At 39.3% G+C, this 24664-nt stretch carries 23 protein-coding genes and 2 tRNA genes; 20 read left to right on the top strand and 5 right to left on the bottom strand.

Features of this window, described 5'->3' with window-relative positions; translation table 11 throughout:
* The first annotated feature begins 35 nt into the window (after positions 1–35).
* From murC to FPG78_RS02855, 6 genes are all read left to right on the top strand, one after another.
* Positions 36–1448 (top strand): UDP-N-acetylmuramate--L-alanine ligase, encoded by a 1413-nt coding sequence (gene murC, locus FPG78_RS02830; RefSeq protein WP_186292426.1) that lies wholly within the window; start codon positions 36–38, stop codon positions 1446–1448.
* A gap of 247 nt (positions 1449–1695) precedes the next feature.
* The gene (locus FPG78_RS02835; RefSeq protein ID WP_144086519.1) at positions 1696–2622 is read left to right on the top strand and encodes an ankyrin repeat domain-containing protein; all 927 of its coding nucleotides are present in this window, start codon (positions 1696–1698) and stop codon (positions 2620–2622) included.
* On the top strand, positions 2603–3625 hold the full coding sequence (locus tag FPG78_RS02840) for an ankyrin repeat domain-containing protein (RefSeq protein ID WP_144086520.1): 1023 nt from the start codon (positions 2603–2605) through the stop codon (positions 3623–3625). Before FPG78_RS02835 ends, FPG78_RS02840 begins: the two co-directional genes overlap by 20 nt.
* Before the next feature lie 29 nt (positions 3626–3654).
* On the top strand, positions 3655–5097 hold the full coding sequence (locus tag FPG78_RS02845) for a sodium:solute symporter family protein (protein ID WP_144086521.1): 1443 nt from the start codon (positions 3655–3657) through the stop codon (positions 5095–5097).
* A gap of 441 nt (positions 5098–5538) precedes the next feature.
* A complete protein-coding gene (locus tag FPG78_RS02850; RefSeq protein WP_144086522.1) occupies positions 5539–5820 on the top strand; it encodes a hypothetical protein in 282 nt (93 codons plus the stop codon).
* 2 nt (positions 5821–5822) lie between these two features.
* On the top strand, positions 5823–7454 hold the full coding sequence (locus FPG78_RS02855) for an AAA family ATPase (protein WP_144086523.1): 1632 nt from the start codon (positions 5823–5825) through the stop codon (positions 7452–7454).
* Between the two features lie 27 nt (positions 7455–7481).
* Here the strand turns inward: FPG78_RS02855 and mnmE are convergent, their stop codons facing one another.
* The 5 genes from mnmE to FPG78_RS02880 all read right to left on the bottom strand — a co-directional run bounded on the left by mnmE (position 7482) and on the right by FPG78_RS02880 (position 11437).
* Positions 7482–8843, bottom strand: coding sequence for a tRNA uridine-5-carboxymethylaminomethyl(34) synthesis GTPase MnmE (gene mnmE, locus FPG78_RS02860; RefSeq protein ID WP_144086524.1), 1362 nt, complete (start codon positions 8841–8843; stop codon positions 7482–7484).
* On the bottom strand, positions 8833–9594 hold the full coding sequence (locus FPG78_RS02865) for a tRNA pseudouridine synthase A (RefSeq protein ID WP_144086525.1): 762 nt from the start codon (positions 9592–9594) through the stop codon (positions 8833–8835). Before FPG78_RS02865 ends, mnmE begins: the two co-directional genes overlap by 11 nt.
* 177 nt (positions 9595–9771) lie before the next feature.
* The gene (locus tag FPG78_RS02870; protein ID WP_144086526.1) at positions 9772–10380 is read right to left on the bottom strand and encodes a hypothetical protein; all 609 of its coding nucleotides are present in this window, start codon (positions 10378–10380) and stop codon (positions 9772–9774) included.
* 13 nt (positions 10381–10393) lie between these two features.
* A complete protein-coding gene (locus tag FPG78_RS02875; protein ID WP_144086527.1) occupies positions 10394–10756 on the bottom strand; it encodes a hypothetical protein in 363 nt (120 codons plus the stop codon).
* A 342-nt stretch (positions 10757–11098) separates the two neighbouring features.
* Positions 11099–11437: a hypothetical protein gene (locus FPG78_RS02880; protein WP_144086528.1), complete on the bottom strand. Its 339-nt coding sequence runs from the start codon at positions 11435–11437 to the stop codon at positions 11099–11101.
* Between the two features lie 318 nt (positions 11438–11755).
* Here FPG78_RS02880 and FPG78_RS02885 point away from each other — a divergent pair, with 318 nt between their 5' ends.
* The 14 genes from FPG78_RS02885 (at position 11756) to FPG78_RS02950 (ending at position 24651) form a co-directional block, all read left to right on the top strand.
* Positions 11756–13243, top strand: coding sequence for a potassium/proton antiporter (locus tag FPG78_RS02885; protein WP_144086529.1), 1488 nt, complete (start codon positions 11756–11758; stop codon positions 13241–13243).
* A gap of 28 nt (positions 13244–13271) precedes the next feature.
* Positions 13272–13454, top strand: a complete 183-nt coding sequence (locus FPG78_RS02890; RefSeq protein ID WP_144086530.1) for a hypothetical protein — start codon at positions 13272–13274, stop codon at positions 13452–13454.
* Between the two features lie 14 nt (positions 13455–13468).
* Complete coding sequence (gene lpdA, locus FPG78_RS02895) at positions 13469–14869, top strand: dihydrolipoyl dehydrogenase (protein ID WP_144086531.1); 1401 nt, start codon at positions 13469–13471, stop codon at positions 14867–14869.
* A gap of 378 nt (positions 14870–15247) precedes the next feature.
* Positions 15248–16030, top strand: coding sequence for an enoyl-CoA hydratase/isomerase family protein (locus tag FPG78_RS02900; RefSeq protein ID WP_144086532.1), 783 nt, complete (start codon positions 15248–15250; stop codon positions 16028–16030).
* A 527-nt stretch (positions 16031–16557) separates the two neighbouring features.
* Positions 16558–16818, top strand: a complete 261-nt coding sequence (locus FPG78_RS02905; RefSeq protein ID WP_144086533.1) for a hypothetical protein — start codon at positions 16558–16560, stop codon at positions 16816–16818.
* Positions 16808–17206 carry a hypothetical protein gene (locus FPG78_RS02910; protein WP_144086534.1) on the top strand — a complete coding sequence of 133 codons (399 nt, stop codon included), beginning with the start codon at positions 16808–16810 and terminating at the stop codon, positions 17204–17206. The genes FPG78_RS02905 and FPG78_RS02910 overlap by 11 nt, the downstream gene beginning before the upstream one ends.
* 409 nt (positions 17207–17615) lie before the next feature.
* Complete coding sequence (locus tag FPG78_RS02915) at positions 17616–18620, top strand: hypothetical protein (RefSeq protein WP_144086535.1); 1005 nt, start codon at positions 17616–17618, stop codon at positions 18618–18620.
* Between the two features lie 257 nt (positions 18621–18877).
* Positions 18878–20644 (top strand): 30S ribosomal protein S1, encoded by a 1767-nt coding sequence (locus FPG78_RS02920; RefSeq protein WP_144086536.1) that lies wholly within the window; start codon positions 18878–18880, stop codon positions 20642–20644.
* Between the two features lie 12 nt (positions 20645–20656).
* A tRNA-Cys gene (locus tag FPG78_RS02925) sits at positions 20657–20727 on the top strand.
* Between the two features lie 9 nt (positions 20728–20736).
* Positions 20737–20820 (top strand) — tRNA-Leu (locus FPG78_RS02930).
* Between the two features lie 359 nt (positions 20821–21179).
* Complete coding sequence (locus FPG78_RS02935) at positions 21180–22295, top strand: HD domain-containing protein (protein ID WP_144086537.1); 1116 nt, start codon at positions 21180–21182, stop codon at positions 22293–22295.
* Positions 22296–22712: 417 nt separating this feature from the next.
* Complete coding sequence (locus FPG78_RS02940) at positions 22713–22955, top strand: F0F1 ATP synthase subunit epsilon (RefSeq protein WP_144086538.1); 243 nt, start codon at positions 22713–22715, stop codon at positions 22953–22955.
* A 281-nt stretch (positions 22956–23236) separates the two neighbouring features.
* Positions 23237–23797: a Pvc16 family protein gene (locus tag FPG78_RS02945; RefSeq protein ID WP_144086539.1), complete on the top strand. Its 561-nt coding sequence runs from the start codon at positions 23237–23239 to the stop codon at positions 23795–23797.
* Positions 23797–24651 (top strand): hypothetical protein, encoded by an 855-nt coding sequence (locus tag FPG78_RS02950; RefSeq protein ID WP_144086540.1) that lies wholly within the window; start codon positions 23797–23799, stop codon positions 24649–24651. Before FPG78_RS02945 ends, FPG78_RS02950 begins: the two co-directional genes overlap by 1 nt.
* Positions 24652–24664: the final 13 nt, after the last annotated feature.

Here is a 24664-nt window from a genome sequence, read left to right on the forward strand (position 1 = left end):
TAGCTTACTTTTTATTAAACCCCAAACCCATAGTTATGTTACCGTTTAACGATTACACTTTTATATATTTTATAGGTATTGGCGGCATTGGCATGAGCGCCCTGGCACGCTTGCTGGCTAAGCAAGGGTACCAAGTTTTTGGGTATGATCAGTGCCCATCTCCTATAGTGTTACAGCTTAGAAAAGAAGGTATAGAGGTCCATTGTGAGGATACGCCTACTTCGATCCCTGAAGTTATTTGCCGCCATCCTGGCCAGACCCTAGTCATTTATACACCCGCCATTCCCACTGACAGCCCTCTTTTAACCTACTTTAAAAAGGCTGGTTACAATATCCAATCACGTGCAGTAGTGCTGGGACTTATTTCTAGGCAGTTTACCACCATAGCAGTGGCCGGCACACATGGCAAAACCACTACTTCAGCTATGATTGCCCATATACTCTATCAAAGCAACCTGCCAATGATTGCTTTTGTGGGCGGTATCATGCGTCTATATGATACCAATTTGTTATCTAATTGTTCATTAGATCGAGTAAAACTAATGGTAGCAGAAGCCGATGAGTTTAATAGGTCTTTCCTCCATCTTCAACCCACCTTTAGCATGGTAACTGCTGCAGATCCAGATCATCCAGAAACCTATACAACATCAGCCCTGATGGCAGCTGGTTTTATAGCATTTATCCAACGGAATCCACAACACTTACTGATACAACATAGGGCTGCAGCGCAATTAGCAGTGCGTAAACATTATCCTACACCCTTTCTGACCTATGGATTGGATCAAGGCGATATTGTTGCGCGTAATATAGCTATTGCACCCCATCAAAGCAGTTTTGACTATGTGGGCACCGATGCAACCATTGCGAATCTAGTTTTACCTATAGCTGGGCCCTATAATATTGAAAATGGCTTAGCAGCCATTACAATCTCTTTGATGCTTGGCATAACAGCCAGCCAAATACGTACTGCTATGGCCAGTTTTCCCGGTATAAAAAGACGTTTTTCCTTCGTTTGCAACCGTCCAGAATATCTACTGATAGATGACTATGCCCACCATCCTGTAGAGATTAGCGCTTTGCTACATTCGGTTAAAAAGCTCTATCCTAGCAGTACGATAACCGCTATTTTTCAACCCCATCTTTTTTCACGTACCCAGGCTTTTTATAAACCATTTGCTACCAGTCTAAGTCTAGCAGATCAGGTTTTTATATTGCCCATCTATCCAGCCAGAGAAGCCCCCATTCCAGGTGTTACCGCGCAACTTATTTTTGATCAACTAAGCTGTACAAGAAAAGCCTTAGTAACGATGGATCATTTGCCCACAGCACTGGCTGCTTGTGCTACCATAAAAGGACATCAGGTTATCCTTACCATTGGAGCAGGAGATATAGGAGCGGCCGTTCCAGTGGTAGCTGATGCCTTACAACAGATTTTTATAATGGTTTGATTGTCAAATGAAATGAATATAACCCTCTATTAGACCTTCTGCAAAATCTATTGCTAAATGGCAATTTTGTGGTCTATGCTCCTTAAATACATTTAGTATTCTGGCGACTGCGCTTCTCCTAAAAACTGCTGATCACAAATAGGTTTTGAAGAAGGTCTGTTGATTTTACTATCATTCAGCTTATAATGCTTTTTGTTTTAACAAATAATTTACTATAATCATTTTTTGTAGGCATTATGAATGAAGTATGTGTGGCAATAATCAATGTTTCCATGTAATAGTGGTCATTTGCGTAGGGTTTCTATTATTTACTACTTCTTGTAGCAAATATAGTAAATCTACTATGAGGAGTTCTAGTGATAATGGGGAATACCTGCCAACATCAGATTGCAGTTTAAGCGATGAGGGTGAAGGTGGCGTTACGAATCAGTTTGATTGGTCTACAGTTGATTTGTGTAAAGTTTACGATGAGCAGACTGAATTTTGTATAGTAATAGAAAAAGGCAAATTAAGTCTATTGAAAGAACTTCTAGAATACATTAAAAATAACCCTATAACGTACCCTTGTGGCAAGGTAATATACCTAATAGCTGGTTGTGGAAGCGAAAAAATAAAAGGCATGAAATTATCTCTGTTGAGTCGGGCAGTGCTTAAAAACAATCTGGATATAGTAGCGCTATTATTTGAAACGCTTCGTGGCTATGACTTAGTCGCATGTGAAAAAGTTTTTTCTCTAAGGTTTGGTGACGGAAAATACACAATTATGCACCAAGCAGTAGAGCTATCTAGCTTAGAAATCGTATACTACTTAATCAACACTTTTATTAAAATTAAAGCACTGCAAGGGTTAACAGGTGATGCTGCATGGAGTAGTCTGATAGAAATTTTGAATATAAGAAATAGCGTGAACGCAACACCGCTGGATGTAGCATTTACAGAGTATGCTCGTGTAGGTCATTCAGATAGCTTAAAGATTCTGTGTTATTTGGTACAGTATGTGGATCCTTGGTGTTATATGGAATCGAAGCATAGTTTCATGCTTCATGTTGTAGCCCAATGTAGTAATAAAGAAAGGTTAGAAGGTATGATCAATGTCATAATAGAAGGATCAAAAAGAATGGCTAATCGCCAAGATAAGGAGATGGTCTACAAGATTGTACATCTATATAGATAAGGATCATTGTACCCTTCTATATCGTGCGGTTCAAAGCGGTCATTATGCTACAGTTAAATATCTAATGGAATTAGATACTGATTGCACATGTTTCGATAAGAATGGCGTATCTCCGCTCTTTATAGCGACTGGGTTTGGTGATCTAGATATGGTGGAACTACTATTAGACAAAAAATTTCCTGTGAACGGGAGTAAGTCGTTAAAATTGAATATAAATAAGCAAGGTAGGGATGGGCTAACACCGCTGAATTTATCAGTTTCGTGCAGGGATAGTGTAGTAGTCTCAACCATATTACGATGTAGAGATAGGCGTAATGATAGGCGTAAAGAATACAGTAGTGATGCTGTACACAATAATGATGCTGAGTCTTGCAATGTGATAGGGAAGTGTGATCCTCAGATCGTGCAAGCATTACTGGAAGCTGGTGCTGACCCTTTAATACCAGATAACGCTGGTGACACTCCCCTTCATAAAGCAGTTGCCAAAAGCAGGGATGTTGTGGTAGGTCTGCTTCTAGATGCTGGGGCCGATCCGTTAGCAAAAAATTTAAAAGGATATCATGCTTTAGATGTAGCAGTGGACCAGATCCTTGTTAGACCTTCTTTAGAATATGATCATGAAACCATCATGAGTATTTTTTTTAAATTGGTAAAAAAAGCAATACAGGTGACTCACGCTGCAGATTTACAAAAATCTCAAGATGACTTGCTGGCTTTAAGTAGGGATGTGTCGGCAGTTTACAAACATGGTGACCACAAATGTGAGCGTTCTAAATTTGAATCGTTGTTGGTTCCTTTATTCGAAAATTATGGCATATCGACTAGAATTACCTCTCAATATAAGCGCAAAAAAAGCCATGCGATGTTGATTCGGGCCCTATGCAGCTCAATAAGCGGTATAAGCGAAAAATTACGCAGCAGCGTGATGGTTCTTCAAGTGGTCGATCCCATGCAACCTAGTTTTATACATTATAGTAATGTTAACGCAACACGTTGGTTTTAATCAATAGGTTGATCTAACTATATTTGGTTATGTTATTCGACACTTTATTGTTTATAGTAATAGTTTTTTTGCTATCTGTTTCACTAGTCGCTTTTTATGCTACTAGAAGGCCTTCTACCACCTTTCGAGCCTACGCTATGGGAAACAGAGCATTTTCTACAGCTAACTTGGTAGCTACTGCATTGGCCACTTATTATGGCGGCGCTACCCTGATGGGCTATGTAACACAGTTCTCTGATGGACTCTTTTGGCTAAGCTGGAGGATTTTTGGTATTATTGCTGTTTTTTTTACGTTGAGTTGGCTAGGCATGCGTATGTCTAAGTTTAGCTACCATATCTCCATGCCAGAGACAATGGGTCGTCTATACGGCAAGTATCCAAGGATTATTACAGCTTTATTAAGCGTTTGTTATTCTACTGTTGTGATTGCTATGCAAATTCATATTATGGCTCAGGGCATCAGTATGTGTATTGATTCAGTGAGCCCATTATGCATTACGGTAGTGACTACTTTATTGCTGGTTACCTATTCCATCTTTGGTGGCATTCGTGCCGTTATCTTGACGGATGTATGGCAATGTATTATTTTCTCTAGTCTTATTTGCGTATTGGCCTGGTTTATGTTTCAGCAAACCAATGCCTCATTTGGCCAAACCATTGCCTTTGCAGCAGCTCAAAAAAAGTTTGGGTTAGGCCATTTGTTCCTGTATGATAGAAAAGTGGTGGCTACATTGCGATACCTAGCTACTATGGTCAACTGTATAGAACCTGCTTTTATACAGCATGTTTATATAGCTTCTAGTCCCTCCCAAGCAAAAAAGATGTTCTTATATGCTGGTATTTTTGGTTGCATGCTAATGGTCTGTTTCTCGCTAGTTGGTTTGTTTATTTTTTCATGGGTACCATCCAATCTATCGGGAATGGAGATTTGGAATTATATCATGGTCTATACTCCTCCTTTGTTAAAAGGAGTCATTTGTACTTGTTTATTAGCCATGAACATGTCCACAGCTGATTCGAGACTACATATCTGTGCAGTTATGATCAGCTATGATATATTGCCAAATATATTGCCTTTTAGAAAAAATATTTCCTCTGCCTATCATTATAGAATGGCCCATATGGCTATATTGTTTATCACTACCTTAGCCATTCCGTTGGCGCTTAGTAGCAACTATTTTATTGTGGATAAGGTGGTGCTTTGGTATAGTCGTTTGTATGTGCCTGTAGTAGTTGCGCCATTTATCTTAGCTGTTTTGGGTTTTCGTACACGTACTGCTTTAATCGGTATGGTTGCAGGTGCACTGGCTGTTTTTGCTTGGCGGAAGTGGATTTTTCCCATACTGGGTACCAATGATGGGGTCTTCCCTTGTATGTTGATCAATGGTTTAGTTATGCTAGCTGCACATTATTTACTACCCAAGTCCAAGCGTATAAAAGAACTAAATGATGATCCATTGAAGCAAATTTAATCTATCCATTTAGCCGTATGTCCACATATTACAACTGTAGTTTTTCCTTTGCTACTGACCGCCGATAAAGGAAACCGCGCCCTTAGAAAAAGTTTCGATCAGAAAGTGCAGCATTACAGATGCAAAGAAAAACGTATCCATTCAGCCATCTGGCAACGTTATACTCCAAAAAGAGCAAAACGCCCATTGTAAAAAGTTACGTTTAGAAAGCAGCGCCTAGAGCTTTTTACAGAGGCGTGTTCTTTTCTTAACATTGCCACATAGCTAAGCGGATGCTTAACTTTAAAAATACCTTTTCTAATTGCAACTTTTTCTAAGCGGCTTTTTTGTTTTATTTTAGAGTAGTATTGCTATTTCCCTTCCCACCGTAGTACTACCAAATCAGGTAAATACTGTTCATTAAAAGGCTTGTTTTAATGCTATCCACACTGAGGAAGCAAGATGGAAAATCTAAAAATATGCTATAAATTACGGGAGAAGGATGCTACTTTAACTAGATTTGACGCTGATCAAGATCAATCTGTTTGTAAGCATATAGTGGTATACAAAATCAAGAGACCTTCTTCAAAACCTATTTGTGATCAGCAGTTTTTAGGAGAAGCGCAGTCGAGCACCGGCCAGATACTAAATGTATTTGAGGAGCATAGACAAGCGCCAAAATTGCCATTTAGCAATAGGTTTTGCAGAAGGTCTAATGAAATAGAAAGAAATCAAAACATATAATAATGATGCGTAAGATAGATGCACTACCTATTGGCTACTCAGATGTTGAAAGGGTGATCAGAACAGGCTATTATGTAGATAAAACCAAGTATGCACAAGCGCTAATAGAAAAAGAAAACCCTGTATTTATAGCTCGGCCACGCAGATTTGGGAAATCACTATTTATCAATACACTGGCCACTATATGCAATGGAGAACAAGAAATTTTTAAAGACTGCTATATAGGTAGGCCAGAAAGTGGGTATCAATGGAAGAAATATCCTATAATCAACATAGATTTTTCAGGCCTAAACCACAATCCGAACTATCTGGAAAACAGCTTAAAAAGTAAGTTAGATAAAATTGCTTGTTCATATGGTTTGACCATACAGGTCCCAGACATACAAGATGGGCTAGAAAACTTAATAGAAGCACTTTCAAAACTCAGCAATGGTTATGAATCCAATATAGTAGTGCTTATAGATGAGTATGATGCGCCAGTTGTCAATTTGCAGAAAGGATCAGATTTGGAACAGGCCAATATCAAGGTCATGAAAGATTTCTTTATGACTTTAAAATCACTCAATAAACGTTTTCAATTTACCTTTATCACTGGCGTAAGCAAATTCAGTTTATCTGATGTATTTTCAGGGGCCAATCATTTAAGCGATCTTACGATTGATAAAAGTGCAGCCGCTATGTTTGGTTATACCGAACAAGAGTTATTAGAAGTATTCTCCGATCGTATAGCTATGGTTGCTGCTACTTGGAGTGAAGAGCTGGGCGGGTCAGTGACCCAAGAGAAAGTCATGCAAGAGATTGCTAGCCATTATAATGGTTATAAGTTTTATGAGAAAGGTCCTTCGGTTTACAACCCTTGGTCTACCCTTCATTTTTTTAAAGAGGGGAAGCGAGAAGACTACTGGTATGAATCGGGAAGCTCTACGTTGATAATCAGTCAAATGTTATCAGATCCTGATAGATTTAACTTAGATGAACTACCCATTGATGCCTATAGACATCAGTTAATGTATACCGGTAGTAGGAGCGAAATTAGTTTAAAAGCACTGATGTTTCAAACCGGATATCTAACCATAGCGCATTATGAACCATCTACAGGTATTTATAAACTCAAGTTTCCTAATCAAGAAGTAGCAAAGGCTTTTGCGCAAAAGATTCAAGATACCTTAGAGCGATGCGTAAAAGATTACTTTATACAAGAGCGGGATAAAATTAGACGTGCATTAGCTGATAAAAAAATTGATGCCTTTATAGATAATATCAATACGGCTTTTGCCACGCTTCCTTACTATATCAATAGCGGCCAGGAAAAACAGTACCACAGCAATTTACATATGCTGTTACAAGGATTGGGATTTTTAGGTGGGAGGAAAATGCATATGCATAGTGAGTCAGCGTCTAGTCAAGGTAGATCAGATATCATTTTAGAATTAGAAACAGCAATTTACGTTATAGAGATAAAGTATAAATCCAGCGGGAAAGTAGCCTTAGAACAAATCAAAGCAAACGGGTATTATCAACCTTATTTACTCAGACAAAAAGCCATTATACTACTAGGCATTAACTTCAATGAGGAAACCAGAATGATAGATAATTGGGATTATGAAATATATGAAGAGCATATAAAAGTGTGATTTACACACTTAACTGGATAGACCCGCTTATTTGCCAATACAAAACTTGGAGAAAATTTCCCCAAGAATTTCTTCTGTTGTAATCTCTCCTGTAATTTCGCCCAGTGCATATAGGGCACTGTTTATATCCACAACGAGTAGCTCATTGGATCGTTTTTGTTCCAGGCCTGTAATAACAGCTGTTAAGGCTTGTTTGCTTTTTTGTAACCGATCGTAGTGGCGCGCATTGATAACAACAGTAGCTAGCCCATCAGTAGGCTTGTATGCTACCAGTTCTAGCAGCTTATCTTTAAGTTGTGCTACACCACTGCCTGTTTGTGCAGCAATCAGCAGATAATCTTTAAAATTTTCTAGCGCAGCAGCTGGTGCAAGATCGATTTTATTGCCAATTTTAAGCACCGGTAACCCCTCTAAGCCCCATCTAACCAGGTCGGCCGCTGCTTGTTTAAAAGTAGTGTTGGATAGATCAACCAAGTAGAGTACGATAAAGGCTTTCTTTAACTGCGCTTTGGTGCGTTCAATGCCTATTGCTTCTATAGCATCCGAAGTGTTTTCCCGTAAGCCAGCTGTATCCACAAATCTAAACGGTATACCCCCTAAGTGCAGTATGCCCTCAATGGTATCTCTGGTAGTGCCTGCTATAGGCGAAACAATGGCCCGTTCTTCTTGTAGTAACGCATTTAGTAATGTAGACTTGCCTACATTAGGTTTGCCCACAATGGCTACCGCAACACCTTGTTTTATGACGTTACCCAGTTGGAAACTATCTATCAAGGAGGTCAAGTTTTTAATAAGCGCATCGGCTAATTTATGTAACTCCTTTCTGTCTAAGAATTCCACATCTTCCTCTGCAAAATCCAGTTCTAGCGTTAACATAGCTGCAAAGTGGCGCAATGCTTTACGTAATTCTTGCAATGCTGAGGAAAAGCCCCCACGCATTTGATGCAGTGCAGTTTGATGGGCTAGGGCACTATCCGCTGCAATCAAATCCGCTACTGCCTCTGCCTGTGCTAGGTCAAACCGACCATTTAAAAAAGCCCTTTTCGTAAACTCACCTGGTTCAGCGATGCGGACACCGTGTGCCACAAATAATTCGATCAATGCAGAGACAATAAAAGGTGCGCCGTGACACGAAATTTCTACCGAGTCTTCTTTGGTAAAAGAGTGTGGCGCAATAAAAATGGAAACCAGCACCTCATCGATTGTCGTATCCCCCTTTTTTATAAGGCCAAAATGAATTGTATGAGAGGCTTGTTGGGTCAAGTCACTGCCACAAAATAGTCCATTTACGATGCCAATCACACCCTTTCCAGATAGACGTACCACTGCAATAGCGCTCACCCCTTGCGGTGTGGCCAGTGCAATAATAGGATCTTGGTTAGGATGCATTTTCTTTTATAAATAAGGCTTCTGGATACCCCACTTCCACTAATGTTAAGCCATGTGGCGGCATTAAAGTCAGCACGGGGCGAACCGCGGGTTTTTGCCTAATAAGCTGCGCTAGTGCCGTTATATCCATTTTCCCGGTTGCTGCTTTCAGTATTGTACCTACAATTGTCCGAACCATACCCCTTAAAAAGCGATCCGCTTTTATGTGAAATACAATTTTTTGATCTATTTGCAACCAAAAAGCTTCCTTTATATTACAGACAAAACTTTTTGTTGCATCAGTTGTCTTGCTAAAAAATTCAAAATCCGCTTGTATAACAAACAAAGCTGCGATCTGGTTCAATAAGGCAAGCGGTGGAACGTGGCACAGCCAAACCGCGCTATCCCTATAAAAGGGATCTTTCTGCGTAATGATCGTATAGGCATAGCTGCGGTAGCATGCATCAAGGCGCGCATGCGCCCCATCTACTACTGGGCGAATCGCTGTAATGCTAATATCAGATGGCAAAATCCTATTGAGCCTATAGCTTACATCAGCAGGATCTATGGGCCCTATTAGATCAAAATGAGCCACCTGTTGCCTTGCATGTACCCCTTTATCCGTTCGGCTGCTGCCTGAAATAGCCACTGCGGTTGGTAGCAATCTACCCAGCGCCTCTTCCACCACTTGTTGCACAGCAAGCGCATTCCTTTGAACCTGCCACCCACTATAGGCTTTACCAAGGTAAGCTATATATATAAAATAACGCATAAGATGAGACCTTCTTCAAAACCTATTTGTGATCAGTAGTTTTTAGGAGAAGCGTAGTCGCCAGAATACTAAATGTATTTGAGAGCATAGACAAGCGCCAAAATTGCCATTTAGCAATAGGTTTTGCAGAAGGTCTATGGTTTAGCCTAACTGCCTAAACGGGTTATGGATTATTGATTATTGATATGCCTTTTTGCCTAGGGTGTTATTCGGCTGCTGGTTTATCTTTTGAATAGCTTCCTCTAGCAATATATAGAAATAATGGTGGAGATAAGCAAATTCTAATATTCCAAAGGATCTTTTTGTTGCTTGAACTGGAGATATGTCTTGTCCCTTAGGAGCCTTATTAAACAGATCATTAAAGCGCTTTTCATTGAAATAAGTGGTGTATTCTTGCTTTAATGATGATATCATCTTGTTAAGGTTATCAATATTGTTATTGTTTAGCATCTTTCTACCTAAATCTTCTAACTTGCTAAGCATTGCCTTTGTTTTTAGTACTGACTCATCATCTTTTTTATAGTTTTCTGATGAATCTAAATCATTTTTGAGCTTTTCGAATTTTTCATGCAGATCTAATAATCCGTCTAGTTCTTTTGGTAATTGTTTTATGCCTTCTTCTGCTTTACCCGAAAATAACTTTTTTATTGTTTTTAATTTGTTATTTATTTTGATGGATAAGTCTATGATATCCAAATTCAGCTTCTTGTTTTTTTGTTTCTCTTCCTCTGACCATTCCTCGTTGCTTTCAATATCCTTAATCGCCTGCTCCTTTATATTTTTCAATTCAGTATCTGAGTTATCTTTTTCTATGGCTGTATAAGAGACCCCTTAACCCTTCCAGGTTTCCATCTTTCGTAGCTATATCATTGTAGAACTGAAGTGTTTCTGGGCCTAATACCTCATTACCAGTTATATCCACTGATTCGCCAATTCCTTGTGTTTTTGTGTTCGATGAGTTAGATGGAGAAGGGGTAGAAGGATTTTGGAATATAGCCCTAAGGTCATTAACAATTTTTTTTGCTTGCTCCTGTTCCAGGTGCTTGGTTTCATTAGGCAGCTTGCGGTTATCTTGATTAGAAGGACATCTACATTCCACTGTCAATAAAAGGAGGCTGGCAGCTAGTAGTATCCTTTTACTAAAAAATATTGATTTTTTCATATGTAAAAACTGTTAAAAATGTATAAAAATAGAGGTAATTTAACTAAATTATAGATGGTTGAAAACCCTATGGCTATTTTTGATCTCACCAGGTCCCACTTGGTTTTTCGTGGCGTTAGCAAGTTTACAAAATAAAATTGAAATAACCTTAAATGGGTTGCGTGAGGTGGTGGGTTGGATCTTCTATTGCCTTTTTGCCACTGACTTACTTCAACAGGTAGAATTATTTTTCCATTGATAGGCATTGCTGTAGGTCATGAAAAATTGGGCCATTATTATTCTTCAAATTGGATATGATCCATAAGCTTAAAAATAATAGGTTCCTGCTTTAGATATCTGATTCTAATCCTTTTGTTGATCACGTGGCTTAGCTTTTTTTGAATGGGCATGTACTTCAATTGGACCAACTATTTTTTCTCCCTGCCTGTTAATGGCAGTGCTTTCAGGTGCATCATATGTGTATGTATAATAGTATGATCCATCGGACTTATCTTGTCCTTTAGTTGAAATAATGGCAGTTGTTTCAGCCCATTCATTAGACGCGTCTCTATGCTTTGATAGCAAACCACATATGTCGCAATACAAAAAAAAATGGGGCCGAATACAAAAACCAATGGCTATGCCAAATGTAATAATAGCTCCTATAGCAAAAAATATTTTTATCTTTTTGTTTGGATGCATTATAGTTGGGGTTTACAAGACCTTCTGCAAAACCTATTTCTAATGGCAATTTTGGTGTCGAAGCTTGTCTATGCTCCTCAAATACATCTAGTATTCTGCGGTGCTCGACTGCGCTTCTCCTAAAAACTGCTGATCACAAATAAGTTTTGCAGAAGGTCTACAGTTGCTTTAATCTTAAATTTTAAGAATCTATAATAAGTTTAATCTTAAATGAACTAATTTTTCCTTAAATTTAAGAAAATTAATGCGATGCAACATGTTAACCTATGCCAGTTGTAGTGCATTCCGTTTAGCCTATATGTTTTACCATAGAAACCCATGCATTTAGTTCCAGAAAGCTTACTTATTGCCGGCTCTTTTTTGCTTTTTTTAAGTATTGTCATTACCAAGCTATCTACCAGGTTAGGGATTCCTGCTTTGATTATCTTTTTATTGGTCGGTATGGCAGCAGGCCATGAGCAATTGGGCAATATTGATTTTCACAATCCTATAGCGGCTCAATTATTAGGCGCGATTACCCTGAGCTTGATCCTTTTTACAGGGGGTATAGAAACCGAGTACAAGCATATACGGCCCATTCTTTGGAATGGTATATTACTGGCAACCGTAGGCATTTTAATCACCACTTTTAGTGTGGGGCTCTTTATTTGGGGCGTTACAGCCTTTTGGGGGGGTAATATACAATTTACTTTATTAGAAGGCTTGCTGATGGGTTCGATTGTTGCTTCTACAGATGCAGCTGCTGTTTTTGCCATTATTCGTGCTAAGAACATGCACCTTAAAGCCAATCTTAGCCCGATGTTAGAGTTAGAATCTGGCAGTAATGATACGATGGCGTGGTTTTTAATGATTTTATTTAAAACCCTACTCCTTACCAACCAAGCCATTAGCCCCATGGCAGCTATTTTTACCTTTATTCAAGAAATGGTGGTAGGTGGACTAGCTGGTGTATTAGTGGGTAAAATCATGCTTTTATTGCTGGAGAACCTGCGTCTTGCTAACCGTTCGCTCTACCCAGGTTTGATGCTTGCTGTAGTAATTTTTACCTATTCAGCCACACACTTTTTACATGGAAATGCTTTTTTAGCCGTTTACCTTGTAGGATTAATCTTAGGTAATAAAGACTTTGCACATAAAAAAAGTATCATTCAATTTTGTCAAGGCATTTCTTGGTTGATGCAAATCATTATGTTTATTACGCTTGGGCTATTGGTTTATCCTGCTAAGCTCCTACCTATAGCTGGGATTGGCCTCTTGCTTTCTATCTTTTTAATGTTCGTAGCCCGTCCATTGAGTGTCTTTGTTTCCTTATTTTTTTCTAAAACATTAAATGTAAACCATAAGATTTTTATCTCTTGGGTAGGCCTTAGAGGGGCTGTTCCCATTGTTTTTGCTACTTATCCATTGTTAGATAACATTCACCAAGCAGATGTAATCTACCATATTGTTTTTTTTGTTGTGCTGACTTCTATCTTGTTTCAAGGCACAACCCTTTCGCCCCTTGCCAAGTGGCTGCAATTAGAAGCACCAGCAGTGGTAAAACGTGAGCCTAGTATTCAGCTATCAAAAGAAGTAGACAGTGAATTAATAGAGGTGATGGTCCCAGAAGACGCGCCCGCTATTGGTAAAAAAATAGTACAGTTGAGTTTTCCAGAAAATACATTGATTGTGCTTATAAAACGTAATGGTGTATATGTGATTCCCAGAGGTGATACCGTTATTGCTGCCTTTGACTTGTTGATGATTATGGCAGAACAAAAGCAGGCCATTCATACCATAAAAGAGCAATTGGGTATAGTACATTAGTAGCTTTTTAACTATAATTGTCTACCATATGAGAAGTGATAGCTTTTTTCATATTAATAGGCCTCTTTTGAAAGCGATTTGTGATCAGCAATTTTTAGGAGAAGCGCAGTCGAGCACCGCAGAATACTCGGATGTATGTGAGGAGCATAGACCAGCTTCGACACCAGAATTGCCATCAGAAATCGAATTTCGAAAGAGGCCTACTATCTAAAGCAAACAACTTATATGTCTCAAGAACAGGAGTATGATCTTATTGTAATCGGAAGTGGTCCAGGTGGCTATGTTGCTGCTATACGGGCTGCGCAGTTGGGCATGCAAGTTGCTGTTATAGAGCAAGAAGCGCTTGGTGGCGTTTGTTTAAACTGGGGTTGTATTCCTACAAAGGCTTTGCTAAAAAGTGCCCAGGTATTTGACTACTTGAACCATGCTGCAGCTTACGGTATTGAAGCAAGCCAAGCCAAGCCTAATTTTGGGGCCATTATGAAGCGGAGTCGAGATGTTGCAGCTACGATGTGCAAGGGCATTCATCAGCTCTTTAGAAAGCATAAGATTACCCTCCTAGAAGGACGTGGTAAGCTACTCCCTCATGGTACAGCCTCCGTTACCACGCCAGCAGGCACTACCGATTTGTACCGCGCGCAGCATATTATCTTAGCAACTGGTGCAAGAAGCCGTCAGTTGCCCCATTTGCCTATTGATGGCACGCATATTATAGGCTACAGAGCAGCGCTCTCACGCACCACGCAACCAGCCTCTATAGTGATTGTAGGAGGGGGCGCTATTGGATGTGAGTTCGCCTATTTTTACCATACGATAGGCACAAAAGTCACTTTAGTCGAGTGTAATCCCTATTTGTTACCACTTGAAGATGAAGCAGTATCTAAACAAGTCTTAAAATCTTTTACCAAAAAAGGCATGCAGGTCTATACTGCTGCCGAGGTTACCAAAGTAGAGGTACAGCAGGCCTCATCAATAGTAGCGATTGCTACCCAATCGGGGCTCTTGCAGGTAGAAAGTGACCTCGTTCTCTCTGCTGTTGGGGTGCAACCCAATATAGAAAATATTGGTTTAGAAGAAAACGGCATCCTTATGGAGGCTGGTAAGGTTGCAGTAGATGGCTACTATAGGACCAGTTGCAATGGTGTATATGCTATTGGCGATCTTATCAAAGGGCCTGCTTTAGCCCATGTAGCCTCAGCCGAGGCTATTATTTGTGTAGAAAAAATAGCTGGGCTTACACCAGAGCCGTTAGATTACAATAACCTACCCGCTTGTACCTACACCCAACCTGAAGTGGCGTCTGTAGGTTATACAGAAAAATCTGCAAAAGAAGCTGGTTATAAAATTAAAACAGGAATTTTTCCATTTTCTGCTTCTGGAAAAGCACATGCAGCCGGTGCACCAGAAGGGTTTGTAAAGGTCATTTTTGATGCTGAGTATGGCGCGTGGCTTGGTGCACATATGGTAGGTGCTCATGTCACAGAAATGATTGCAGAGGTAGTAGTTGCGCGTAAACTAGAAACTACCGCCTATGAAATTCAGAATAGTACCCATCCACATCCGACCATGTCGGAAGCCATTATGGAAGCAGTAGCTGCTGCTTATGGAGAAGTAATTCACCTTTAGTATTATATGGAGTCTATATATGGTTACGATAAGATATAGGCTACTAAAAAAATTATTGAACTATTTATTTAAATATCCTGTATATTTGGGTAGTATCGTTTTTAGCTTTGGAAATAAATATAGACTTCTTTGCGAAACGCGCTTATGCTCTGGAATTTGTAGGAGACACCGCGCGCAAAACCGGAACGTACTGGATGTACGTGAGGAGTTGAGTACCGGACCGGATCCACTGGATCACCGTACAAATTACCAGCAGAAGTAGTGTTTCGCAAGAAGTCTAATGGAGTATTAATTTGCGTAGATAAATTAAAGCGCAATGCATGTATTGCATTGCCTACTGGTTGTTTAATTAAGCTATAAAACAAATTTGCGTCCAGCATGGAAAAAACAGAATCATTACAAAGTAATTTACAAGATGGCATTTTGACCATCACCTTTAAGGCCGGTTTAAAATCCTTTACTTTAACAGATAAAAGGCTAACTGAATTGCGTAGTCTTATTCAAGATGTTTATGACGACGAGGCCATAGAAGGTGTAATTATTACTGGAGAAGGAGAGGAGATCTTCTCCTTAGGTACGGAGGTTTCTGAGTTGCTCAAGTTAAGCGAATTGAATGCAAGAAAGTTTGCAGAAAACGGTCAAGAGGTATTGGCTTTTATAGAAAATTGTCCCAAGCCTATTTTAGCTGCTATTAATGGGTATGCTTTCGGCGCTGGCTTTGAGTTGGCATTGGCCTGTCATTTTCGATTTGCCTCTGAGAATGCTGTGTTTGCTTTTCCAGAGATTGCCTGTGGGGTCATTCCTGGCTTTGGCGGCACCCAACGGTTGACCCAGTTACTCGGCAAGACCAAGGCATTAGAGTATCTAATGACCGGTAAGCGTATTGGTGCAGAAGATGCAGAACGCATGGGGCTTGTCAGTGAAGTAGTCAGCTATAAAGAAGAAATGCTTAAGAAAGCTAAAAAGTGGCTTACTTCTATTGCCAATAATGCAGATTTAGCATTGGGCATGTTGGTAACTTGTGTAAATGCCGCCGAAAACCCAGATGAAAATGGTTTTCAAACAGAAGCAAACGGCTTTGCCAATTGCTTTAAAGCAGGAGACCTTAAAGAAAAGCTTATGAAGATTATAGATAAGCAAGCGCTTCTGGAGATGAAGTAATGCTGTCTTACTTTTTTCTTGATAAATAAAGTAACAAAAAATCAAGCCCTCGGTAAAAAGCTGCGGAACCTGCCCCTTACAGATGGAAAAACAGGAACCGCCCGTTTCGCGGGCTTGAAAGGAATCTGTTTTTCCTAATCATCTGTAAGGGACAGGTTCCGCAGCTTTTTACAGGAGACCTTCTGCAAAACCTATTTGTGATCAGCAGTTTTTAGGAGAAGCGCAGTCGAGCACCGCAGCATACTAAATGTATTTGAGGAGCATAGACAAGTGCCAAAATTGCCATTTAGCAATAGGTTTTGTAGAAGGTCTAGGGGCATTTTCCTACTATGGTCATAACATTGAACGCATACCTTCAAGGTATATTAAAATAATTTGTATAGTACATGTTATATACCTATATTTGCAGAAATGATTCCTTTTCTAGTAGGTTTTAAACACTGTAGGATTGGATTTTGTTTCATAGTTCTTTGATCCCACTATATAGTGGGGGTGGGATAGATGTAATAGGAAATATTTAATAATAAATGTATGGTAATGCGTCACCATTTAAATGGGTTGTTGGTAGTAGCTGTTTTTTTCTTTCTGCACTGGGATTGACTGGATGCAATGTTTCTAAAGCTGGGTTGGGTGTCAGTCCTATGTCCTCGCAAACAGTAGAAGGACGTTCCACAGCTGACCGTGCTGTTGATATGGCTGGTGGTATTGGTGCGTTCACTGCGGGTATTGGTGGAGGTATGATTGGAGGAGGGGCCGGTGCTATTGGAGGTGGCCTTTATGGTTTATAACGGTACTCCTATTGCTGTGGGTATAGCAGATGGTGCTGCTGGCGGTGCTCGTTTTGTTTCCTCTATTGCGTCTCCTTTTGGTAAGTATGCGCTTGCCATGACTACTCGTGGTGTAATATGGGTTGCACCATATGCTTTCAATGGTCTTGGGTGGCTTGCTTCCAATACTTATGGTGGTATTAAATATGTTTCTTCTGCTATTTATAATAGTCTTGGCTCTAGTCAGAGTTTGCCTGATGGAAGTTCTTTAAATCAAGATTCCGGTTGGGAAATTGTAAATGCCTATGATAAACCTGATCAGGGTACTGAGTTAAAAGATCTTTCTCAACCAACTAAATGCCCTTTAGGGCTTGATATTTCCACATGTTCCAAGGTGTTAGCTCAATAGTTATATTTTTATATCTCATGCTGATTAGTGCGCCAGAGGATTGTGCGTTCTAAATTAACCCTTTAGGTTTATGCCCACCGCCCGTTTAGGAAGTGATGCCAGTTTAAGGATTTTTTTGTCCACCTTTTGATCAAGCAAAAAGTGGTAGGCATCATCATCCGTTTGATCAAGCAAAAAGAAAGTAAGATAAAAACTTCTTTTCCCTTAAACGCTAGCGCAATTGCCTGAAGAGATACAATGAGTAGTCTCCCCCAATTAAAGATTAAATTTTTTTGAGCCTGTCAATAGACTTTAATCTATCCTACCGCAGGTTCCCAATGTAATGAAAATAAATAACAACTTAAAAACCTTAATTTTTTATTTTTTGCTATTTGGATTAATTGGATGTAATGGACTTGCAAAAGCTAGATTGGGTTGCTCGCCGGAAGCAAAGCAGCTTAAAAAACAAACTGAAACACAATTAGGTTCTTGTAAAGAATGCGATAAGCCATGTAAGCAATATCTTAGGAAGAAAATTGAGAAAGTATTTAGTAAGCAGAGTAAGCAGATCGAATGGTTGATGGATCTAATATATTCTTTGATAGAATACTTGAGTAAAATAGAATTCGTTAACAAATATTATACGAAGAAAATTGAGAAATTAGTTATTAAGCTGATCGAACTGCTTGCTACTACAGCAATGGGTGGTAGCTACGATAATAGTTATCCGTGTAATCACCACAATTCGTGCGTAGGGGGTAGAGATAAGCCTATTTGTCTAGAGGTACTCGTCCTCAATTGGATAACGTATTGTGGCAGTCCTGTTTTTAATTCTTTTATTGTCCAGGTTGCGGGGGTAATAAAGAATGTTGTACCATGCCTGTATGAACCTCGTAAGAATTCTAAGACTTCTAGTAATGGTGATGCATCTGGTGTTGTTTCTAGTCTTTCCGCTGATAAAATTTTTATTGATGATCAGTTTGAGCGAAGGTTTATAAATGTTATCCTAAAAGCATATCCAATTGCTTTCGATAAATGTGCTGTTGATAGTGTCTTATGGTTGATCTGCTTTGCTTACAAGTATTGTATTGGTGAGTGTGAATATGAAGATTGTATATTGTTGACTGTTATTGTCGACATCATTTGTTTTCTAGTTAAAGAGCATCTTAAGCCGTCCGTAACGAATTATAGGAAATTGCTCATGGGGTACTTGCCTAAGTCTGGTGATGATCTAATTAAACAGCATAAGGCTATTTGTAATGCGTTCTATTCTGGTGTCGCTATTGGTAAGTCTGTTTTTACCCGAGCTATCAGTGGTGTAAACTATGGTGCCTCATGTATTAATCATCTTAGAAAGTCGGCTGTTGATACCATTAATCAGAACAATGGTATGAGATATGGCACTTTTGTTTACAATGTTCATTTTATCCATTAAACCATATCGCACTAATAGCGCCAAACTTTTTGATCAAGTAAAAAGTAAGATAAAAATTCCTTTTGTCAAACAAAAATTAGGCTAAATATTCCTTTTTTTTGTAACTTTATCGCTTGTAGGGCAAAGTTGGCCACATCGGCCTATAGCCTTTACATAGAAGTCGTATTTATTTAATTTCATTTTTTAACCACTTGGCGCAGCATCAATCCTATGGTTAGCTGTGTTCAAGTAACCATAAAAATTAATACCTCCCCTTTATGAGTGCAACAGAAGGAGTTTTGAACTGGGATCAATATGGCCACACTGATAAATTAGGTAGTGCCTATACAGATCAAGAAAGAGAAGCTATTGCTGCCCTATATGGCGCTACTTTAAGCGCTATTAGTCAGTATGAAGTAGTAAAAGGATCGGTTATAACCATCACCAATAAAGATGTTGTTGTGGGTGTTGGATACAAGTCCGATGGTTTAATTGCTGCTTCTGAGTTTAGAGATTTACCTGATTTAAAACCAGGTGATGAAGTCGAGGTCTATATAGAAGAAACAGAAAATGCCAAAGGGCAATTGGTGCTTTCTCGTAAAAAAGCAAAATTGGTAAGGGCCTGGGAAAAAATCCAGCATGCATTGGAACATGGAGAGGTATTAGAAGGACTTGTAAAACGCAGAACAAAAGGGGGGTTAATTGTAGAGGTTTGTGATATTGAAACCTTTTTACCTGGTTCACAAATTGACATCAGACCTGTTTTAGACTTTGATATCTTTGTGGGCAAAACCATCGATGTAGTCGTTATTAAAATCAACCATACCAATGATAACGTTGTAGTCTCCCATAAAGCGCTCACTGAGAAGAAGCTAGAAAAGCAGAAGCTTGAAATCATGAGTAAGCTTGAAAAAGGTCAGATCCTAGAGGGCTATGTAAAAAACATCACTAAGTTTGGTGCTTTTATTGATTTAGGCGGCGTAGATGGTTTGCTTCATAAGTTAGATATGTCTTGGGGTAAAGTCAACCATCCAGAGGAGCTCTTCACCCTTGGTCAGGAGGTACGTGTAGTCGTCATTGGCTTTAATGAAGATAAGAAGCGTATTTCTTTGGGCATGAAGCAACTTCAAGACCATCCATGGGATGCCCTTCCAGAAACCGTACAGGTAGGATCTACCATTAAAGGAACCATAACCAATATTGCCGATTATGGTATTTTTGTAGAATTAATGCCTGGTATTGAAGGATTTGTATATGTTTTAGATATTTCATGGTCACAATATTTGCGTGACATCAATGAACATTACAAAATAGGCGATACGATTGAAACCTGTATTCTATCGTTAGATCGAAAGAATCATAAAATATCTTTAGGCATCAAGCAACTAACGGTAGATCCGTGGGAGCATGATGCATTCCTATCTACCTATGCAGTAGCCACTACCCATGAAGGTATTGTCCGCAATCTCACCCATTTTGGTGCCTTTATAGAGCTAGAACCTGGTATTGAAGGGTTGTTACATGTTTCTCGTCTTTCCGGTACCAAGCGCGTAGCACATCCTGCTGACGTGCTAAAATTGGGCGAAAAAGTAGAGGTAGTTGTCTTGGGTATTAGCAGGGAGAATAGGCGGCTCTCCCTTGGCTTAAAGCAAGAAAATCCATGGGATGCCTGTGAAAAGATTTTTCAGATAGGCACCCTACATAAAGGTACTGTTCTGAAAAAGACATCAGGTCGTGGTGCCATTGTGGAGCTAGCGCATGGTATAGAAGGCCATGTACCGCAGCAGCATTTAATTAAATCAGATGGCGCCGAAGCAGAGGTTGGAGAAGAGTTGGATTTGCAGGTAATCAAGTTTTCCAAAGGAGATAAAAAAATAGTTTTATCCCATCAGGTTCTTTTTAATCCAGCAGTAGAGACCAAAGCTGAGCCTAAAACGAAAGCGGAAGAAAAAATAGAGAAAGCGCCATCCGCTAGAGGGTTCGAAGCCTTTGCTGACTTAAAAGAAAAGCTAGAGCAGCAGACAAAAGGAGACAATAAGGCGTAATCCTTTTATTTCGGTCGCGTGGCCGAGTGGTTAGGCAGAGGTCTGCAAAACCTCGTACGGTGGTTCGAACCCACTCGCGACCTCTTTTTTTTGCCTGGGTGGCGGAATTGGTAGACGCGTTGGTCTCAAAAACCAATGATAGTGATATCGTGCCGGTTCGATTCCGGCCCCAGGTACTATAAAGCGCTATCTATATTAAGTAAAGTCAACAAAACCATTCTTTACATTTCCTGATAAACCAATAGCGTAGGGTGTAAAATATTTTTTGTCTTGAATATTAGGATGGTACTTAAAAAATTATAAAAATATCAGTTTTGTTCTTTGTAATTCTAGTAGACTTTATTTAAAATTATAATTCATTCGTTTTAGAGGGTTCCAAAAATTGGAATATTACTTCTTCTATTGTGTGCCATACAAATTGATAAAGTTGTAACTTTGAGGCGAAGTAATAAACTTTCCTTAAAGTAATGCATAAGCCAAAGGTCATAAGTTTTGGAATTGGCTTATGTAGCAAACTTTTGATTGTATTAGCGTCATGAAAAGAAATAAAATGCTTGATCTCGATAATTGGAATTTGCAGCAGCTTGCAGAGGTAGTATCTGAAACGTCAAAGGATATGAACCATACCTGGCCAAAGATACAGGAAGCCTATGCATGGGCCGAAAGCATTGAAGAGCAAGCAGATTCAAAAACATTCAAGCCTGCGCTGCAGCCATCTATACAGGTAGCCATTATTGCTGTTACGGAGATGTCTTTGGGACTTTCTACTGTTATTGCTGCGATCTTAGCACCTCCTTTTTTACAAGGCTTGGTCCGGAAAGAAGCCATTCAAAAGCGTTTTGGCTTAAAAGTAGCTTCTATATTGGTCGAGTTGAATAGATTCAAGCGTTGCAAACCACGTCGTAGCGCCATTCTTAACTGTCGGAATACCCCTGATGCAGCAGCTCCCCGTATTTTAGCAATTCTGTTGCAGATTTGTGATATCATTCGTGTAAACTATAGCGGCGTTCCATTAGAAAGTTTAGACTCAGCGTTGATTTGCTATTCTAGCCGTAAACTTTTATTTGATTTAAAGTCTTTTTATATTCCACTTGCCCATAGAATGCGCTTGTATAACATTCAGGCCAAGTTAGCAGACTTTTGGTTAAAATATACAGATACCCTGACTTATTATTCCATTACTGCCAAGATTGGCATGACCAAGCTTCAAAGGCAGCAAAAGTTAAATCTTATTTCTGAGGAGGTTCATTCAGCTGTTCAAGCACATGGAATTGATTTCGTATTAAAAAAACGGATTAAATCTATTTATTCCATTTGGCATAAGACGCAAAGGTTAAAAGTTGATGTCGACCAAATACATGATCTCGCTGCTATTAGGATCATTTTAACAGGTATGGATGGTAAAACACTACAAGAAGAAAAGATAGCCTGTTGGCGGGTGCTTAGCATTGTTAGTGATCTTTATAACCCGGTCTGTAATATTATGAGAGACTGGATTAGTATACCAAGAGATAGCAACTATGAATCGCTCCATCTTACCTTTGAAACCTATAAACATGGACGGTTGGAGATGCAGGTACGTACCGAGCGCATGGATTATATAGCAGAATATGGTGAGGCAGCCCATTGGAAGTATAAGCTTTTAGATTAATGTTTATGCTGCTTTTTTCTTCTATCCATTCAGCCGTATATCCACCTATTACAACTGTAGATCTTCTTCAAAACCTATTGCTAAATGGCAATTTTGTGGTCTATGCTCCTCAAATACATTTAGTATGCTGGCGACTGCGCTCCTCCTAAAAACTGCTGATCACAAATAGGTTTTGCAGAAGGTCTCATGTTATGGCTATAGTAGGAAAATGCCCCTGTAAAAAGTTGCGAAATTAGCACCCACCCCTTACATTGGTTTGAAATCTTATCCGGCTAATATTTTTCAGGTGTGCTAAATCATTTAAGCCCATTTGCTTTTAAAAAACCTTTTGGTTACCTTTCACTTATAGGAAGCAGATAACGCAATCAAGTGTTTAGATTGTAGGTGAATATCTGTTAAATAGTAAATAAATTCAGGATGCATTTATCTATTATAGCGCCTAACGGTAGGCTTTTTAATGGAACGGTAGATAGTGTAATGTTGCCAGGTATGCTTGGTCCATTTCAGGTACTTGCCAATCATGCCCCTATTTTAAGTAGTTTAATAGCAGGCAAGGTCACCTATGCACTCGGGGCTATATCATCGTCCATTTCAATAAAGGGTGGCTTTACCTCAGTAGCCGATAACCAGGTTATAGTAGTTTGTGAGCCAGCACTATAGAACAGAACCAGCTGCGCTTCCTTAAGCTTTGGGCTATAGGGGGTCTTTTTTTTACCCCCTTATTTAACCTAAAAAATAATAAATGCTTATGCTTTTGAGTAAAAAAACCTAAAAATGTAATATATTGACAAATATAAAGCTCGTGTCTGATCGGATCGGTACAGTCGGTAAAGGGCATGGCTAAGGCAGGAAACCTACCTTGTTGCATTTGATGCAATCAATTGTACAATTGATCTGGCATCGGCACAGCGTAGGCAGCATGAACAATAAAAGGACTAAAGATGTTACATCATTGCACCAGCACTATATTATCTGAGGCGAATCAATATATTCAGTCCAAATCAAATGCCAAGGGCCCAGCTATATCCCTGTCAATTTTAGGAAATTCTCAAATAGAAAGCAAGTCTTCAAAGGGAATTATTATGAGGTTAGTGGATATTACTTCAGTAGAGTTATGCAGTAATCCTACGCAGTATGTCCCACAGACGGATGGTTTTATCTTACGTAAAAGGCCAGAAGCATTTAATCTGTATTTTTTATTTTCTACTGATTATAAAGCATCTGATCTATTAAAAAATTTAGAATTACTGGCTTATGTGGCCGCATTTTTTCAAAGTAAATCACACTTTGATGGCTCCAATACGCCCATTTTACAAGAGATGGGGATTGAGAGTTTTTCTGTTGAACTCGTTAAAATGACGCCATCAGAAAAGTCGATGCTTTGGGAAACGTTAGATACGCCTTATAGTCCTTCTTTGTTGTATAAGGTAGGGCTTATATTTATAGGGGATGCTACAATGGGTTTAAAAGTAGTATCCGCATTTTCATCACGTGAAAGGTAATGGCATTTATAACAAAACTATTTCGCATAGCTATTTCGAACCATTATTATAAATCCAATAATGCTCGAAATGATTTCGATATAGCGCCAACCCGCTCTACCGCTTCCTGGATGGCAGCACGCAAGGTACGCATCTTGCCTCATTCAGATGGCATAGAGCTGATATGGCTTTCACAGGATTATGACGATCCGTTAACATTATTTAAAAAGAAGGCAGAGGGCATTACCCTTTCCTTTGTGATGACATTAAAAAGTGGCTGGCTATTAAATCTTTTAGAGCTAGAAGCTGCTTATCCAACGGGGCAAGTCTATTATTTGTATAATGGCCGCACCCATGATCCTAATTGCCTACATAGCAAAACCTTTATGGGTAGCGCTGATTTAGCTGGGATTCAGGATGTGGTCCATTACCCTACTGAGCCAGGTTGGAATGTTTTTGCAATCATTGATATAGATCTTACCCATTGGATCGATGCCCTGCAAAAAGGTAGCCTAGTGGGTGCGCCTATTGTTTATAAAATTAATATAAAAAACCGCGCTACTTTTTGGCGCTACTATGTAGTAGATACTAAGAAGCAGCTTAGTGGGGCTTTAGGCATTTTATCTAAAGGAGATGCCTCTTACTTTAGTCAGGTAAAAGCTTGCACGGAACTTTCGGATACCTATTGTGCCGAATCTACCATGCCCATGGAGCTTTGCGATCAGTACGATCGTTCTTTTTCACTTTGTAAACTTGGTGGTGCAAAAGGCGAAACCATATTATTAGAAAGATTACCTTATCCCAGCTATGACTCGCTCAAGCAGGATAAGCGCAATACAAAGAAACACTATAGTGATATAGTGGTATATGTTTAGTTTAAACTTCATT

The sequence above is a fragment of the Cardinium endosymbiont of Dermatophagoides farinae genome (assembly GCF_007559345.1).
In the GTDB taxonomy this organism is placed as follows: domain Bacteria; phylum Bacteroidota; class Bacteroidia; order Cytophagales; family Amoebophilaceae; genus Cardinium.

What these genes read in the sequence shown, in the direction of transcription:
- murC (WP_186292426.1), top strand. Translation starts at nt 36, where the DNA reads ATGTTACCGTTTAACGATTACACTTTTATATATTTTATAGGTATTGGC.
- FPG78_RS02835 (WP_144086519.1), top strand. Translation starts at nt 1,696, where the DNA reads ATGTGTGGCAATAATCAATGTTTCCATGTAATAGTGGTCATTTGCGTA.
- FPG78_RS02845 (WP_144086521.1), top strand. Translation starts at nt 3,655, where the DNA reads ATGTTATTCGACACTTTATTGTTTATAGTAATAGTTTTTTTGCTATCT.
- FPG78_RS02850 (WP_144086522.1), top strand. Translation starts at nt 5,539, where the DNA reads ATGGAAAATCTAAAAATATGCTATAAATTACGGGAGAAGGATGCTACT.
- FPG78_RS02855 (WP_144086523.1), top strand. Translation starts at nt 5,823, where the DNA reads ATGATGCGTAAGATAGATGCACTACCTATTGGCTACTCAGATGTTGAA.
- mnmE (WP_144086524.1), bottom strand. Translation starts at nt 8,843, where the DNA reads ATGCATCCTAACCAAGATCCTATTATTGCACTGGCCACACCGCAAGGG.
- FPG78_RS02865 (WP_144086525.1), bottom strand. Translation starts at nt 9,594, where the DNA reads ATGCGTTATTTTATATATATAGCTTACCTTGGTAAAGCCTATAGTGGG.
- FPG78_RS02875 (WP_144086527.1), bottom strand. Translation starts at nt 10,756, where the DNA reads ATGAAAAAATCAATATTTTTTAGTAAAAGGATACTACTAGCTGCCAGC.
- FPG78_RS02880 (WP_144086528.1), bottom strand. Translation starts at nt 11,437, where the DNA reads ATGCATCCAAACAAAAAGATAAAAATATTTTTTGCTATAGGAGCTATT.
- FPG78_RS02885 (WP_144086529.1), top strand. Translation starts at nt 11,756, where the DNA reads ATGCATTTAGTTCCAGAAAGCTTACTTATTGCCGGCTCTTTTTTGCTT.
- FPG78_RS02890 (WP_144086530.1), top strand. Translation starts at nt 13,272, where the DNA reads ATGAGAAGTGATAGCTTTTTTCATATTAATAGGCCTCTTTTGAAAGCG.
- lpdA (WP_144086531.1), top strand. Translation starts at nt 13,469, where the DNA reads ATGTCTCAAGAACAGGAGTATGATCTTATTGTAATCGGAAGTGGTCCA.
- FPG78_RS02900 (WP_144086532.1), top strand. Translation starts at nt 15,248, where the DNA reads ATGGAAAAAACAGAATCATTACAAAGTAATTTACAAGATGGCATTTTG.
- FPG78_RS02905 (WP_144086533.1), top strand. Translation starts at nt 16,558, where the DNA reads ATGTATGGTAATGCGTCACCATTTAAATGGGTTGTTGGTAGTAGCTGT.
- FPG78_RS02910 (WP_144086534.1), top strand. Translation starts at nt 16,808, where the DNA reads ATGGTTTATAACGGTACTCCTATTGCTGTGGGTATAGCAGATGGTGCT.
- FPG78_RS02920 (WP_144086536.1), top strand. Translation starts at nt 18,878, where the DNA reads ATGAGTGCAACAGAAGGAGTTTTGAACTGGGATCAATATGGCCACACT.
- FPG78_RS02935 (WP_144086537.1), top strand. Translation starts at nt 21,180, where the DNA reads ATGAAAAGAAATAAAATGCTTGATCTCGATAATTGGAATTTGCAGCAG.
- FPG78_RS02940 (WP_144086538.1), top strand. Translation starts at nt 22,713, where the DNA reads ATGCATTTATCTATTATAGCGCCTAACGGTAGGCTTTTTAATGGAACG.
- FPG78_RS02945 (WP_144086539.1), top strand. Translation starts at nt 23,237, where the DNA reads ATGTTACATCATTGCACCAGCACTATATTATCTGAGGCGAATCAATAT.
- FPG78_RS02950 (WP_144086540.1), top strand. Translation starts at nt 23,797, where the DNA reads ATGGCATTTATAACAAAACTATTTCGCATAGCTATTTCGAACCATTAT.